The 15,162-nt window shown below is 69.2% G+C and carries 13 protein-coding genes; 5 read left to right on the forward strand and 8 right to left on the reverse strand.

Translation table 11 applies throughout. From position 1 onward, the window contains the following. Window positions 1-44 precede the first annotated feature (44 nt). Window positions 45-998 (reverse strand): heme o synthase, encoded by a 954-nt coding sequence (locus ACFW9D_RS33465; RefSeq protein WP_384628310.1) that lies wholly within the window; start codon window positions 996-998, stop codon window positions 45-47. Between the two features lie 372 nt (window positions 999-1,370). Between ACFW9D_RS33465 and tkt the strand changes: the two genes are divergently transcribed. Genes tkt through pgl form a run of 5 tightly spaced genes read left to right on the forward strand, consistent with a single transcriptional unit; the run spans window position 1,371 to window position 7,976 of the window. Further along, window positions 1,371-3,458, forward strand: coding sequence for a transketolase (gene tkt / locus ACFW9D_RS33470; RefSeq protein WP_384628313.1), 2,088 nt, complete (start codon window positions 1,371-1,373; stop codon window positions 3,456-3,458). A gap of 34 nt (window positions 3,459-3,492) precedes the next feature. Further along, a complete protein-coding gene (gene tal, locus ACFW9D_RS33475; RefSeq protein ID WP_188339595.1) occupies window positions 3,493-4,611 on the forward strand; it encodes a transaldolase in 1,119 nt (372 codons plus the stop codon). 4 nt (window positions 4,612-4,615) lie between these two features. Beyond that, window positions 4,616-6,145: a glucose-6-phosphate dehydrogenase gene (zwf, locus tag ACFW9D_RS33480; protein WP_384628315.1), complete on the forward strand. Its 1,530-nt coding sequence runs from the start codon at window positions 4,616-4,618 to the stop codon at window positions 6,143-6,145. Next, window positions 6,142-7,200, forward strand: coding sequence for a glucose-6-phosphate dehydrogenase assembly protein OpcA (gene opcA / locus ACFW9D_RS33485; RefSeq protein WP_384628317.1), 1,059 nt, complete (start codon window positions 6,142-6,144; stop codon window positions 7,198-7,200). The genes zwf and opcA overlap by 4 nt, the downstream gene beginning before the upstream one ends. Beyond that, window positions 7,197-7,976: a 6-phosphogluconolactonase gene (gene pgl, locus ACFW9D_RS33490; RefSeq protein WP_384628320.1), complete on the forward strand. Its 780-nt coding sequence runs from the start codon at window positions 7,197-7,199 to the stop codon at window positions 7,974-7,976. Before opcA ends, pgl begins: the two co-directional genes overlap by 4 nt. 55 nt (window positions 7,977-8,031) lie before the next feature. Here the strand turns inward: pgl and ACFW9D_RS33495 are convergent, their stop codons facing one another. The 7 genes from ACFW9D_RS33495 to gap form a co-directional block, all read right to left on the reverse strand. Beyond that, on the reverse strand, window positions 8,032-8,538 hold the full coding sequence (locus ACFW9D_RS33495) for a DUF2087 domain-containing protein (RefSeq protein WP_384628322.1): 507 nt from the start codon (window positions 8,536-8,538) through the stop codon (window positions 8,032-8,034). A gap of 55 nt (window positions 8,539-8,593) precedes the next feature. Beyond that, a complete protein-coding gene (gene pgi / locus ACFW9D_RS33500) occupies window positions 8,594-10,249 on the reverse strand; it encodes a glucose-6-phosphate isomerase (protein ID WP_384628325.1) in 1,656 nt (551 codons plus the stop codon). Window positions 10,250-10,417: 168 nt separating this feature from the next. Further along, window positions 10,418-10,753 (reverse strand): RNA polymerase-binding protein RbpA, encoded by a 336-nt coding sequence (locus ACFW9D_RS33505; RefSeq protein ID WP_003976875.1) that lies wholly within the window; start codon window positions 10,751-10,753, stop codon window positions 10,418-10,420. A gap of 230 nt (window positions 10,754-10,983) precedes the next feature. Further along, window positions 10,984-11,214, reverse strand: coding sequence for a preprotein translocase subunit SecG (gene secG, locus ACFW9D_RS33510; RefSeq protein WP_018533286.1), 231 nt, complete (start codon window positions 11,212-11,214; stop codon window positions 10,984-10,986). 124 nt (window positions 11,215-11,338) lie between these two features. Continuing rightward, the gene (gene tpiA / locus ACFW9D_RS33515; protein WP_188339590.1) at window positions 11,339-12,127 is read right to left on the reverse strand and encodes a triose-phosphate isomerase; all 789 of its coding nucleotides are present in this window, start codon (window positions 12,125-12,127) and stop codon (window positions 11,339-11,341) included. A gap of 6 nt (window positions 12,128-12,133) precedes the next feature. Further along, window positions 12,134-13,345: a phosphoglycerate kinase gene (locus ACFW9D_RS33520; RefSeq protein WP_188339589.1), complete on the reverse strand. Its 1,212-nt coding sequence runs from the start codon at window positions 13,343-13,345 to the stop codon at window positions 12,134-12,136. Window positions 13,346-13,474: 129 nt separating this feature from the next. Then, window positions 13,475-14,482, reverse strand: a complete 1,008-nt coding sequence (gap, locus tag ACFW9D_RS33525; protein WP_188339588.1) for a type I glyceraldehyde-3-phosphate dehydrogenase — start codon at window positions 14,480-14,482, stop codon at window positions 13,475-13,477. Window positions 14,483-15,162 lie beyond the last annotated feature (680 nt).

Consider the following 15,162-nt stretch of genomic DNA (forward strand, 5'->3'; position numbering starts at 1 on the left):
GGCTTAGGCCACGCGCCCCACCCATCGGAGCACAGGAAGGCGGGTCAGCGCAGGAACGGGTCCACGGCCACGGCCACGAAGAGCAGCGACACGTAGGTGATGGACCAGTGGAAGAGGCGCATCTCCTTGAGCTTCGCCCCGGTGACCTCGGCCTTGGCGCGGTTCTGCAGGCCGTGCGCCTCCCAGAGCCAGAAGCCGCCCGCTAGGAGCGCGACCACCGTGTAGAACCAGCCCGTGTAGCCGAGCGGCGTCAGCAGCAGCGACACCGCGACCATCACCCAGCTGTAGATGACGATCTGCTTGGCCACCACCTTGTTGGAGGCGATGACGGGGAGCATCGGCACGCCCACGCGCGCGTAGTCGTCCTTCACCTTCATGGAGAGCGGCCAGTAGTGCGGCGGCGTCCAGAAGAACATGACGAGGAAGAGGATGACCGGCGCCCAGGACATCGAGTTCGTGACCGACGACCAGCCGATGAGGACCGGAAGACAGCCGGCGATGCCGCCCCACACGATGTTCTGCGACGTGCGGCGCTTCAGGATCATCGTGTAGACGACCACATAGAAGAGGAGCGCGCCCAGGGAGAGCCACGCGGACAGCCAGTTGACCGCGAAGCCGAACAGGAGCGTGGAGATCACCGCGAGGGAGATGCCGAAGACCAGGCACTCCTTCGGGCTCACCATGCCCGTGACCAGGGGACGCTGCGACGTGCGCTCCATGAGGGCGTCGATGTCGCGGTCGTACCACATGTTGAGCGCGTTGGCGCCGCCCGCGGAGAGGTAGCCGCCGAGGCAGGTGACGAGCACCAGCTTCAGGTCCGGCACACCCTGCTCGGCGAGGAACATCACCGGAACGGTGGTGATGAGCAGAAGCTCGATGATCCGCGGCTTGGTCAGCGCCACGAACGCCTTGACACGGGCCCCGATCGGCCGTCGGCCTTGGCTGCTGCTCGTCCCGAGCGCTCCCGCTGGACGGGATTCGACGGCCGTCACGCACACCCCTGACAGAGACTCCAGCGAACCCCCGTTGCGGACCCCTTGAAGTGAAGTCCCGGTAAAGGCTCGCGCGTACCACGCCACTGTAGACGTTGCCTATACCCAGCCCTTCGCGGGGGTCGGGTCGTGTTGGGCCGCATGCCGTAGAGCGAGCGTGTCGGCACGGAGAGAAGGGGAGTTGGCCGAGCCCTCGTTCGAGCGGCCCCCATGTCACCTGAGAATCCCCGTGGATCCCTGTCAGGAGGCGGACGCGACGGAGTCCCGGCAGTCTGTAATGACTCGAAAAAATGCGTGTTCCAGCAAGGGTAGGCTCGACAACGCCCGGTGAGACCGACATCACCGGCATTGACCCGTGGAGAGGAGCCCTGACTCAGGGTGAGCACCAAGCCGACCACCACTGACCTCGAGTGGACCGATGTGGACCAGCGGGCCGTTGACACCGCTCGCGTCCTGGCCGCCGACGCCGTACAGAAGGTCGGCAACGGCCATCCCGGTACGGCGATGAGCCTGGCACCGGCCGCGTACACCCTCTTCCAGAAGGTGATGCGGCACGACCCGGCGGACGCCGACTGGGTGGGCCGCGACCGCTTCGTGCTGTCTGCGGGCCACTCGTCCCTGACCCTCTACATCCAGCTGTACCTGGCCGGTTTCGGCCTGGAGCTGGACGACCTCAAGGCCTTCCGCACCTGGGGCTCCAAGACTCCGGGCCACCCGGAGTACGGCCACACGACCGGTGTCGAGACCACGACCGGCCCGCTCGGCCAGGGTGTCGCCAACGCCGTGGGCATGGCGATGGCCGCCCGCTACGAGCGCGGTCTGTTCGACCCGGAGGCGCCGCAGGGCACCTCTCCGTTCGACCACTACATCTACGCGATCGCCGGTGACGGCTGCCTCCAGGAGGGCATCTCCGCCGAGGCGTCCTCGCTCGCGGGCCACCAGCGCCTGGGCAACCTGATCCTGCTGTGGGACGACAACCACATCTCGATCGAGGGCGACACCGAGACGGCGGTCTCCGAGGACACCGTCAAGCGCTACGAGGCCTACGGCTGGCACGTCCAGCGCGTCGAGCCGAAGGCGGACGGCGACCTGGACCACGCGGCGATCTTCGCGGCGATCCAGGAGGCCAAGAAGGTCACCGACCGGCCGTCGTTCATCGCGATGCGCTCGATCATCGCCTGGCCCGCCCCGAACGCGCAGAACACCGAGGCCGCGCACGGCTCGGCGCTCGGCGCCGACGAGGTCGCCGCCACCAAGCGCGTCCTGGGCTTCGACCCGGAGCAGAGCTTCGAGGTCGCGGACGAGGTCATCGAGCACACCCGCAAGGCGCTGGACCGCGGCGCCCAGGCCAAGGCCGAGTGGGAGAAGTCGTTCCAGGAGTGGCGCACGGGCAACCCGCAGCGCGCCGCCGAGTTCGACCGCATCCAGGCGGGCGAGCTGCCGGCCGGCTGGGAGGAGAAGCTCCCGGTCTTCGAGGCGGGCCAGGGTGTCGCGACGCGTGCCGCGTCCGGCAAGGTCCTCCAGGCGCTCGGCCCGGTGATCCCCGAGCTGTGGGGCGGCTCCGCCGACCTCGCGGGCTCGAACAACACGACGATCGACAAGACGTCGTCCTTCCTCCCCGCGGACAACCCGCTGCCGGAGGCCGACCCGTACGGTCGCACGATCCACTTCGGCATCCGCGAGCACGCCATGGCCGCGGAGATGAACGGCATCGCGCTGCACGGCCACACGCGCATCTACGGCGGCACCTTCCTGGTGTTCTCCGACTACATGCGCAACGCGGTCCGCCTGTCGGCCCTCATGTCGCTGCCCGTCACCTACGTGTGGACGCACGACTCGATCGGCCTCGGCGAGGACGGCCCGACGCACCAGCCGGTCGAGCACCTCGCCGCGCTGCGCGCCATCCCGGGTCTGAACGTGGTGCGGCCGGCAGACGCCAACGAGACGGCCGTCGCCTGGCGCGAGATCCTGCGCCGCGGCAAGAAGGAGTACGGCGTCTCCAAGCCGCACGGTCTGGTGCTGACCCGTCAGGGCGTGCCGACGTACGAGCCGAACGAGGACACCGTCAAGGGTGGCTACGTGCTCGTCGAGGCGTCCAAGGAGACGCCGGACCTGATCCTGATCGCCACCGGTTCCGAGGTGCACCTCGCCGTCGAGGCGCGCGAGACCCTGGAGGCGGAGGGTGTCGCCACGCGCGTGGTGTCGATGCCGTCCGTGGAGTGGTTCGAGGAGCAGGACCAGGGGTACCGGGACAGCGTCCTGCCGCCGTCGGTGAAGGCGCGTGTCGCGGTCGAGGCGGGTGTCGGCCTGACCTGGCACAAGTACGTCGGGGACGCGGGCCGCATCGTTTCCCTGGAGCACTTCGGTGCTTCGGCGGACGGCAAGGTCCTCTTCCGCGAGTTCGGTTTCACTGCGGAGAACGTGGTGGCCGTGGCCCGGGAATCCCTCCACGCGGCCCAGCGCTGACGCTCGTACACGACCTGTAGGAGATGCAATTTCCATGACAGACGCACTGAAGCGCCTCTCCGAGGAGGGCGTCGCGATCTGGCTGGACGACCTGTCGCGCAAGCGGATCACGTCCGGCAATCTGGCCGAGCTGATCGACCAGCAGCACGTCGTGGGCGTCACCACCAATCCGTCGATCTTCCAGAAGGCGATCTCGAGCGGTGACGGTTACGAGCAGCAGCTCGCCGACCTCGCGGCCCGCAAGGTCACCGTCGAAGAGGCCATCCGCATGATCACGACGGCGGACGTCCGTGACGCCGCCGACATCCTGCGCCCGGTCTTCGACGCGACGGGCGGCCAGGACGGCCGGGTGTCGATCGAGGTCGACCCGCGGCTCGCGCACAACACGAAGGCGACGGTCGCCGAGGCCAAGCAGCTCGCCTGGCTGGTGGACCGGCCGAACACGCTGATCAAGATCCCGGCGACCAAGGCGGGCCTGCCCGCGATCACCGAGACGATCGGCAAGGGCATCAGCGTCAACGTCACGCTGATCTTCTCGCTCGAGCGCTACCGCGAGGTGATGGACGCCTACCTCTCCGGTCTGGAGAAGGCCAAGGCGGCCGGCCTGGACCTGTCGAAGATCCACTCCGTGGCGTCCTTCTTCGTGTCCCGCGTGGACACCGAGATCGACAAGCGGATCGACGCGATCGGCACCGACGAGGCCAAGGCCGCGCGCGGCAAGGCCGGTCTGGCCAACGCGCGCCTCGCCTACGAGGCCTACGAAGAGGTGTTCTCGGGCGACCGCTGGGCCGCGCTCGACAAGGCGCAGGCCAACAAGCAGCGTCCGCTGTGGGCCTCGACCGGCGTGAAGGACAAGGCGTACAAGGACACCCTGTACGTCGACGACCTGGTCGCCCCGGGCACGGTGAACACGATGCCGGAGGCCACGCTGGACGCGACGGCCGACCACGGCCGGATCACCGGCAACACGATCGCGGGCACGTACGACCAGTCCCGCGCGGAGCTGGCGGCCGTCGAGAAGCTGGGGATCTCGTACGACGAGGTCGTGCAGCTCCTCGAGGACGAGGGCGTCGAGAAGTTCGAGTCGGCCTGGAACGATCTGCTCGCTTCTACCGAGGCGGAGCTGAAGCGCCTCGCCCCTTCGGAGGGCTGATCCCTTGACCGCACACGGAGCCAATCCGCTCCGTGACGCCGCAGACCGACGGCTCCCGCGCATCGCGGGGCCGTCGGGTCTGGTGATCTTCGGTGTCACGGGCGATTTGTCACGTAAAAAGCTGATGCCCGCCGTTTACGACCTCGCGAACCGTGGTCTGCTGCCGCCGGGCTTCTCGCTGATCGGGTTCGCCCGCCGTGAGTGGCAGGACGAGGACTTCGCGCAGGAGGTGCACGACGCGGTCAAGCAGCACGCGCGTACGCCGTTCCGCGAGGAGGTCTGGCAGCAGCTCATCCAGGGCATGCGGTTCGTCCAGGGCAACTTCGACGACGACGAGGCGTTCGAGCAGCTCAAGGCGACGATCAACGACCTCGACAAGTCGCAGGGCACGGGCGGGAACTTCGCGTTCTACCTCTCCGTACCCCCCAAGTTCTTCCCGCAGGTCGTGCAGCAGCTGAAGAAGCACGGCCTGGCGGACGCGCCGGAGGGTTCCTGGCGCCGCGCGGTCATCGAGAAGCCCTTCGGCCACGACCTCGCGTCGGCCAAGGAGCTGAACGCGATCGTGCACGAGGTGTTCGACCCGGACCAGGTGTTCCGGATCGACCACTACCTGGGCAAGGAGACGGTCCAGAACATTCTGGCGCTGCGCTTCGCCAACCAGATGTTCGAGCCGATCTGGAACCGCAGCTATGTGGACCACGTGCAGATCACGATGGCCGAGGACATCGGCATCGGCGGCCGCGCGGGCTACTACGACGGTATCGGCGCCGCCCGTGACGTCATCCAGAACCACCTGCTCCAGCTGATGGCGCTGACCGCGATGGAGGAGCCCGCCTCCTTCGACGCGGACGCGCTCGTCGCGGAGAAGGCCAAGGTGCTCGGCGCGGTCCGGCTGCCGAAGGACCTGGGCCGGGACACGGTGCGCGGCCAGTACGCGGCCGGGTGGCAGGGCGGCGAGAAGGCCGTCGGCTACCTCCAGGAAGACGGCATCGACCCCAAGTCGAAGACCGACACCTACGCGGCCATCAAGCTGGAGGTGGACAACCGCCGCTGGGCGGGCGTCCCCTTCTATCTGCGCACCGGCAAGCGGCTCGGCCGCCGCGTCACCGAGATCGCGGTCGTCTTCCAGCGCGCCCCGCACTCCCCCTTCGACCACACGGCGACGGAGGAGCTCGGGCAGAACGCGATCGTGATCCGCGTCCAGCCGGACGAGGGCATCACGGTGCGCTTCGGCTCGAAGGTGCCGGGCACGTCGATGGAGATCCGGGACGTGTCGATGGACTTCGCCTACGGCGAGTCCTTCACGGAGTCGAGCCCGGAGGCGTACGAGCGGCTGATCCTCGACGTCCTGCTCGGCGACTCCAACCTCTTCCCGCGCACGGAGGAGGTCGAGCTGTCCTGGAACATCCTCGACCCGATCGAGCAGTACTGGGACACGCACGGCAAGCCCGCCCAGTACCCGGCCGGCACGTGGGGGCCCGCCGAGGCGGACGAGATGCTCGCACGAGACGGACGGAGCTGGCGCCGGCCATGAAGATCGACCTCACGGACACCACCTCCAGCAAGATCAACAAGGCGCTCGTGCAGGGCCGCCGCGCCATCGGCACCCCCGCCGTCGGCATGGTCCTGACCCTCGTCATCGTCACCGACGAGGAGAACGCCTACGACGCGCTGCGGGCGGCCAACGAGGCGTCGCGCGAGCACCCCTCGCGCACCCTGGTCGTCATCAAGCGCGTCTCGCGCACCCCGCGCGACCGCACGACGTCGCGGCTCGACGCCGAGGTGCGCGTCGGTGCCGACGCGGGCACCGGCGAGACCGTCGTCCTGCGCCTGTACGGCGAGGTCGTCCACCACGCGCAGTCGGTGGTCCTGCCACTGCTGCTGCCGGACGCCCCCACGGTCGTCTGGTGGCCGGTGGACGCCCCGCTGGACCCCGCGAAGGACCCGCTGGGCGCGCTCGCCCAGCGCCGCGTCACGGACACGTACGCGACCGAGCAGCCGGTGCGGGAGCTGGAGGCCCGCGCGGCCGCCTACTCCCCCGGCGACACGGACCTGTCCTGGACCCGGATCACGCCGTGGCGCTCCATGCTCGCGGCCGCGCTCGACCAGGTCAGTTGCAAGGTCACCTCGGTCGAGGTCGAGGGCGAGGAGTTCAATCCGAGCTGCGAGCTGCTCGCGATGTGGCTCGCGGACCGGCTCGACGTGCCGGTGCGCCGCTCGCAGTCCTCGGGCCCCGGGCTCACCTCGGTGCGCATGGAGTCGACCTGCGGCCCGATCGTGCTCGACCGGGCCGACGGCACCCTCGCCACGCTCTCCATACAGGGGCAGCCGGACCGCGCGGTCGCGCTCAAGCGCCGCGAGACGTCCGAGCTGATCGCCGAGGAGCTGCGCCGCCTCGACCCGGACGACACGTACGCGGCCGCGCTGCGCTACGGCGTCGACCGGCTCGCGGATCCGGCGGAGGAGCCCGCTGGCGAGTCGGTGGCAGAGCAGGCTCCGGCCGGCGGGGAACCCGTACGGAAGAAGGCCGCGCCCGCGGGCAAGGCGGCCGCGAAGAAGGCTCCGGCCAAGAAGGCGGTGGCGAAGTGAGCGCGGCACCCCAACTCGTCGTCCACCGCGACAAGGAGCTGATGGCGCAGGCGGCCGCGGCCCGGCTGATCACCAAGATCGTCGACGCCCAGAGCGCCCGCGGTTCCGCCTCCGTCGTCCTGACCGGCGGCCGCAACGGCAACGGGCTGCTGGCCGCGCTGGCCGCCGCGCCCGCGCGGGACGCGATCGACTGGGGCCGGCTCGACCTGTGGTGGGGCGACGAGCGCTTCCTGCCGGACGGCGACCCCGAGCGCAACTACACGCAGGCGCGCGAGGCGCTCCTGGACAGCGTGCCGCTCGACCCGCGCCGCGTGCACCCCATGCCGGCGTCGGACGGCCCGTTCGAGGCGGACGCGGCGGCCGAGGCCTACGCGGCCGAGCTGGCCAACGCGGCCGGTCCCGAGGACCACGGGGAGGTGCCGACCTTCGACGTGCTGATGCTCGGTGTCGGCCCGGACACCCATGTGGCCTCGCTCTTCCCCGAGCTGCCCGCGGTCCGCGAGACCGAGCGCATGGTCGTCGGTGTGCACGGCGCGCCCAAGCCGCCACCGACCCGCATCACGCTGACGCTGCCGGCGATCCGGTCCGCGCGCGAGGTGTGGCTGCTGGCGGCCGGTGAGGACAAGGCGAACGCGGCCGCGATCGCCCTGTCGGGCGCGGGTGAGGTCCAGGCGCCGGCGGCCGGCGCGTACGGCCGCTCGCGCACGCTGTGGCTGCTCGACGCGGCGGCGGCCTCGCAGCTGCCGTCCTCGCTGTACCCGCCGGCGATCGCCTGACGCCGACGCCGCCGAGGCCCCGTGCCCCCTGGAGTCCGCTCCGGGGCGCGGGGCCTCACGCGTGCTGCGGCACCCGGTAGTCGGAACCGTCCTTCTCGCGGACGAGGAGGCCGTCGATGACGCAGTAGCGGCGCAGGGCCGCGGTGTCGTCGTGGACGGTGCGCAGCGCCTCGTTGACCTCGGTCTCGCTGTAGGTGCGGTTCGCCTCGAAGAGGGTGTCCGTGAGGTGCACGAGCAGGTCGTGGCGCACGGTGGGGCGCACCGGGATCGCGGTGAGGCGGCCGCGCGCGAAGAAGCCGGCGAGGTGGCGCGGGACGCCGGTGGCGGACTCGGCGGTGCGGGCCCTGCGGAAGACCTCGGGCCCGGCGCGCAGCGAACCGTCGTCGAGCCGCTGGACCAGGCCCGCCGCGAGGAGTTTGCCCAGGTGGCGGCGGGCCGCCGGGGAGTCGGCCTCGCTCGGCGGGAGGTCGTCGAGCACGATCCGCGCGTACAGCTTCAGTCGTTCGGGGTCGGCGAGGGCCGACATGAGGTGGTCCACGGGGGTGCCTCCCGGCAGGGTCACGGACCCGCAGTCTGGCCCGCCGGACGGCACTCCCGCACCCGATTAACCCAATTCGTCAGCGCCCGCGCAGTTCCCGGTACTTGGCGACGAGGGCCTTGGTCGAGCCGTCGAGCCCGGGGACGTCCGCGCCCTCGGTCAGGGCGGGTTCCACGCGCTTGGCGAGGACCTTGCCGAGTTCGACGCCCCACTGGTCGAAGGAGTCGATGTTCCACACCGCTCCCTGGACGAACACCTTGTGCTCGTAGAGGGCGACGAGCTGGCCGAGCACGGACGGGGTCAGTGACGTGGCCAGGATCGTGGTGGTCGGGTGGTTCCCCTTGAACGTCTTGTGCGGGACCAGCTCCTCGGGCACACCCTCGGCGCGCACCTCGTCCGGGGTCTTGCCGAAGGCGAGCGCCTGGGTCTGGGCGAAGAAGTTCGCCATGAGCAGGTCGTGCTGGGCGGCGAGTCCGGGCTGCAGGTCGGCGACGGGCTCGGCGAAGCCGATGAAGTCGGCGGGGATCAACTTCGTGCCCTGGTGGATCAGTTGGTAGTAGGCGTGCTGCCCGTTGGTCCCCGGGGTGCCCCACACGACCGGCCCGGTCTGGTACGTGACGGGCTCGCCGTCGCGCTGCACCGACTTGCCGTTCGACTCCATGTCGAGCTGCTGGAGGTAGGCGGTGAACTTGGACAGGTAGTGGGAGTACGGCAGCACGGCGTGCGACTGGGCGTCGTGGAAGTTGCCGTACCAGATGCCCAGGAGGCCCATCAGGAGCGGCACGTTGGACTCGGCGGGCGCGGTGCGGAAGTGCTCGTCGACGAGGTGGAAGCCGTCGAGCATCTCGCGGAAGCGCTCCGGGCCGATCGCGATCATCAGCGACAGGCCGATCGCGGAGTCATACGAATAACGTCCGCCGACCCAGTCCCAGAACTCGAACATGTGGGACGTGTCGATGCCGAACTCGGCGACCTTCTCCGCGTTCGTCGACAGAGCGACGAAGTGCTTCGCGACGGCTTCCTGGCCGGCCCGCAGCCCGGTCAGCAGCCAGTTGCGGGCGGAGGTCGCGTTCGTGATCGTCTCGATGGTGGTGAAGGTCTTCGAGGCGACGATGAACAGCGTCTCGGCCGGGTCCAGGTCCCGTACGGCCTCGTGGAGGTCGGAGCCGTCCACGTTGGACACGAAACGGACCGTCAGGTCGCGGTCGGTGAAGGAGCGCAGCGCCTCGTGGGCCATCGCCGGACCGAGGTCGGAGCCGCCGATCCCGATGTTGACGACGTTCCTGATGCGCCGGCCGGTGTGGCCCGTCCACTCCCCCGACCTGACCCGGTCGGCGAAGGCGGACATCTTGTCGAGGACGGCGTGCACGCCCGGCACCACGTTCTCGCCGTCGACCTCGATCACGGCGTCGCGCGGGGCGCGCAGCGCGATGTGCAGGACGGCGCGGTCCTCGGTGGTGTTGATCTTCTCGCCGCGGAACATGGCGTCGCGGAGGCCGAAGACGTCGGTCGCGGCCGCGAGCTCGCGCAGCAGGCGCAGCGTCTCGTCGGTCACGAGGTGCTTGGAGTGGTCGATGTGCAGGTCACCGACCTCGAGGACGGAGCGCGTCGCGCGCTCCGGGTCGGCGGCGAACAGCTCGCGCAGCCGGACCTCGCCCAGCTCCTCACGATGCTTGACCAGCGCCTGCCACTCGGGCGTCTGGGTCGGTGCTGCCTGCCTGTCGGACGCGTTCATGCCTGACTTCAGCCTTCTCTCGTACCCGCGTGCGTGTGATGCCCCGCAACTGTCGACCAACCTAGTTGATCAGGGCGGTCCGGGCCTTTCGGCGGCGCGCTCGGGCCTGCGCTCCCGGGCATGCGAAAGGGGCCGGGCACCCTGTCGGTACCCGGCCCGTACGGCTGGTCAGATCTCGCCCCGCAGCTTCGCGAGCGCCTCGGCGAGGATCGCCTCGCCGTCCGCGTCGCTGCGCCGCTCCCTGACGTACGCGAGGTGCGTCTTGTAGGGCTCGGTGCGCGGCGGGTCCGGCGGGTTGTCCCGGTCCTGTCCGGCCGGGAATCCGCACCGCGGACAGTCCCAGGTCTCCGGCACCTGCGCGTCGGAAGCGAAGCTCGGCTGCGTCTCGTGCCCGTTGGAGCACCAGAAGGAGATGCGCAGGCGTGGCGCGGACTCGCCGCGCTCGGCCTCGCCCATCGGCCCCGCCCCGACCCGACTTCCTCGGATCGCGTTGCCACTTGCCACGGTCGTAACTCCCTGCCTGATGGTGCCGCGAAGCGTGTCGGCTCGCTTCGCCGCGGAGCGCCTCAGTCTACGTAAGGCCCAACGCGCGTCCAGTGATTGGAGTTACATCCCCTCGCACAGACGCAATGCCCCATGATAGGCCGCGCCGTTGAGCGCGCACCCTACATGGGGCATTGCGTGAGGAATGTGAGATGCCGACCCGGCCGGGCCGAAGCCCCGGTGGCCGAAGGTCAGTTGTTGATCTTCATCAGGATGCCGAGCACGACGATGCACGCGAACCAGAGCAGACCGATCACGATCGTGATCCGGTCCAGGTTCCGCTCGGCGACCGAGGAGCCGCCCACGGAGGACTGCATGCCGCCACCGAACATGTCGGAGAGACCGCCGCCCTTTCCCTTGTGCATCAGCACCAGGAGCATCAGCAGCAGGCTGAAGACGATCAGGGCGATCGAGAACCCCATAACCACAGCTGGACCAACTTCCTCGGACTTGTCAGGCGGACGGGGCCGGGTGGCAGCCACCCGGCCCCGCAAGGGTACGACGTAACGCCGCTAGCGCATACTCACAGGTCGCGCGGGCGCGCGATCACTGGTCGCGGAACCGGACGATCTTGACGAACTCGTCGGTGTCCAACGAGGCACCGCCCACGAGGGCACCGTCGATGTCCGGCTTGGACATGATCTCCGCGACGTTACCGGACTTGACCGAGCCGCCGTACTGGATACGGATCTTGTCGGCGGCGTCCTGGGAGTACAGCTCGGCGAGCTTGCCGCGGATCGCCGCGCAGACCTCCTGCGCGTCGTCGGCGCCGCAGACCTTGCCGGTGCCGATGGCCCACACGGGCTCGTAGGCGATCACGATCGTCTCGGCCTGCTCGGCGGGCAGGTCCTTGAGACCGCCCTCGACCTGGGCGAGCGTGTGCGAGACGTGGTCGCCCGCCTCACGCACGTCCAGCTCCTCGCCGACGCACAGGATCGGGGTCAGGCCGTGCTTGTAGGCGGCCTTCACCTTCGCGTTGACGATCTCGTCGGTCTCGGCGTGGTACTGCCGGCGCTCGGAGTGGCCGATCGCGACGTAGGTGCACTTGAGCTTCGCGAGCATGGAGCCCGAGATCTCGCCGGTGTAGGCACCGGAGTCGTGCGCCGAGAGGTCCTGGGCGCCGTACTTGATCTTGAGCTTGTCGCCGTCGACGAGCGTCTGCACGGAGCGCAGGTCGGTGAACGGCGGCAGGACGGCGACCTCGACGGCCTCGTAGTCCTTGTCGGCGAGCGCGAAGGCGAGCTTCTGGACGTGCGCGATGGCCTCGAGGTGGTTGAGGTTCATCTTCCAGTTGCCCGCCATCAGCGGCGTGCGGCCCTCTACGGGAGCAGTCATGCGGGGTCAGTCCTCCAGTGCGGCGAGACCGGGAAGCGTCTTGCCCTCGAGGTACTCGAGGGAGGCGCCGCCGCCGGTCGAGATGTGGCCGAAAGCGTTCTCGTCGAAGCCCAGGGTACGGACGGCCGCGGCGGAGTCGCCGCCGCCCACCACGGTGAAGCCCGGAGCCTCCACGAGGGCCTGGGCGACCGCCTTGGTGCCCTCGGCGTAGTCGGGGTGCTCGAAGACGCCCATCGGACCGTTCCAGAAGACGGTCTCGGCGTCGGCGAGCTTCGAGGCGTACAGCTTGCGCGTCTCGGGGCCGATGTCCAGGCCCTCCTCGTCGGCCGGGATGGCGTCCGCGGCGACGGTGGTGGGGTTGGCCGGGGTCTTGCCCTTGAGGTCGGGGAACTCGGCCGAGACCAGGACGTCCACCGGGAGCACGAGCTCCACGCCGTTCTTCTCGGCGCGCTCCATGTACTCGGTGACGGCCGGGATCTGGTCCTCCTGGAGGAGGGAGATGCCGACCTCGTAGCCCTTGGCCTTCAGGAAGGTGTAGGCCATGCCGCCGCCGATGAGGAGACGGTCGGCCTTGCCGAGGAGCTGGTCGATGACGGCCAGCTTGTCGGAGACCTTGGCGCCGCCGAGCGCGACCACGTAGGGGCGCTTGACGTCCTCGGTGAGCTTCTTCAGGACGCCGACCTCGGTGGCGATGAGGTAGCCGGCGTAGTGGGGCAGCCGCTTCGGCAGGTCGTACACGGAGGCGTGCTTGCGGTGGACGGCGCCGAAGCCGTCGCCCACGTAGACGTCGGCGAGGGCGGCGAGCTGGTCGGCGAACTCGCCGCGCTCGATGTCGTCCTTGCTCGTCTCGCCCGCGTTGAACCGCAGGTTCTCGATGACGGCGACCTGGCCGGGCTCCAGCCCGTTCACCGCGTCGTGGGCGGCCGGGCCGACCGTGTCCTGGGCGAAGGCGACCGGCTTGCCGAGGAGCTCCGCAAGGCGCTCGGCGGCCGGGAGGAGCGAGAACTGCGGGTCCGGGGCGCCCTTGGGGCGGCCCAGGTGCGAGGCGACGATCACCTTCGCGCCGGCGTCGGCGAGGGCCTTGACGGTGGGCAGGACGGCGCGGATGCGGCCGTCGTCGGTGATCAGGCCGTCGGCCAGCGGCACGTTGAGGTCGGCGCGGACGAACACCCGCTTCCCGTCGACCGATTCGGCGAGAAGTTCCTCAATGGTCTTCATGACTCGTTTCCTTGTGAGGGCTGAGGCTTGAGGCTGACGCGCGAAGGGTCCGGACGGTCGCGCGGCGTCGCGCGGGTCCGGACCCTTCGCTCACATCTGAGTGCCTTGCTGCTCTAGAACCTTAGAGGCTCAGAGCTGGCTGCCGACGAAGACCGTCAGGTCGACGAGGCGGTTCGAGTAGCCCCACTCGTTGTCGTACCAGCCGATGATCTTGACCGTCTTCCCCTCGGCCATGGTCAGCAGGGAGTCGAAGGTGCAGGAGGCGGGCGTCGAGACGATGTCCGAGGACACGATCGGGTCGGCCGTGTAGTAGAGCTTGCCCTCGAGGGGACCCTCCTGGGAGGCCTTCTCGAACGCGGCGTTGACCTCGTCCTTGGTGACCTCGCGGTCCAGCTCGACGACCAGGTCGGTGACCGAGCCGGTCGGGACCGGGACGCGCATGGCGAGGCCGTCGAGCTTGCCCTTGAGCTGCGGGAGGACCAGGGCGGTGGCCTTGGCGGCACCGGTCGTGGTCGGGATGATGTTCTCCGCGGCGGCGCGGGCGCGGCGCAGGTCCTTGTGCGGGAAGTCCAGGATGCGCTGGTCGTTCGTGTACGCGTGGACGGTCGTCATCAGGCCCTTGGTGATGCCGAAGTTCTCGTCGAGGACCTTGGCCATCGGCGCCACACAGTTCGTGGTGCACGACGCGTTCGAGATCACGTCGTGCTTGGCCGGGTCGTACTTGTCCTCGTTGACGCCCATCACGATCGTGATGTCCTCGTCCTTGGCCGGGGCCGAGATGAGGACCTTCTTCGCGCCACCGGCGAGGTGCTTGGCGGCGTCCTCGCGCTTGGTGAAGATGCCGGTCGACTCGATGACGACGTCGACGCCCAGGTCGCCCCACGGGATGTCGGCGGGGTCGCGCTCCGACAGCACCTTGATGGTGTGCTCGCCGACGGTGATGGTGTCGGCCGTGTGGGACACGGGCTGCTTCAGCGTGCCGAGGATCGTGTCGTACTTGAGCAGGTGTGCGGTCGTCGCGGTGTCACCCAGGTCGTTGACAGCCACGATCTCGATGTCCGCACCCTGCTCGAGAAGTGCGCGGAAGTAATTGCGACCGATGCGGCCAAAGCCGTTGATGCCTACGCGGATCGTCACGAACCGATCTCCTCGTTGGTACGCCGGTTTTCGACGCCGGCGAGTTGTATGGGATGTCCCCGACCGCCTCCGACCCTACCTCCCATAAGCGATCTGAGTGACATCGAGCGCAGCTATAGCGGATACCGAGATACTTACTCGCGAGTAACGTTCAGGCGGCGGTTATTCCGGGGATATTTTCCGGCCCCCGAGTCGCTAATTGAGCGGGCACCCTTTCTGATGAGCGCTTTTACCTGAGGTGCGCCGCCCGCGCGGGCCACCCGTAGACTCCCCGTGCGCCACACGGCCGTCCGGCGCCTCACAGGTTGCGATTTCCCGGTTCCGGTGAAGCGGGCATGACGCGCGGGCGACGGTCCGGAGTTCCTCGGGCGCGGGATCGAGTACCGCAGACCAGGAACCGAGGCCCGCCAATTCCCCACCGCCGGCGCACCCTTACCGGAACCGCTCTTAAGGCGTCACAAAGCGCCACTGAAGCCCCTTGAGCCACTCTTGTCACGCCGGCATTCAGTCGCATCTGAAGTAATCCCCGCTCACTTGCGCACCAAAGTGTGAACGGGAGATCGGCGCCCGCCTGACAGCTCGCAAAGTTCGCAGAAGCGAATCAGCGGGAGGTGCGGGTGCCGGAGGAGTGCCTGGAGGCGCGCCGGAACGCGAAAGCCGGTGGTGGCGCCCTCGTGGGG

Origin of the sequence: Streptomyces sp. NPDC059524 (assembly GCF_042749255.1) — a bacterium.
Classification (GTDB): domain Bacteria; phylum Actinomycetota; class Actinomycetes; order Streptomycetales; family Streptomycetaceae; genus Streptomyces; species Streptomyces xanthii.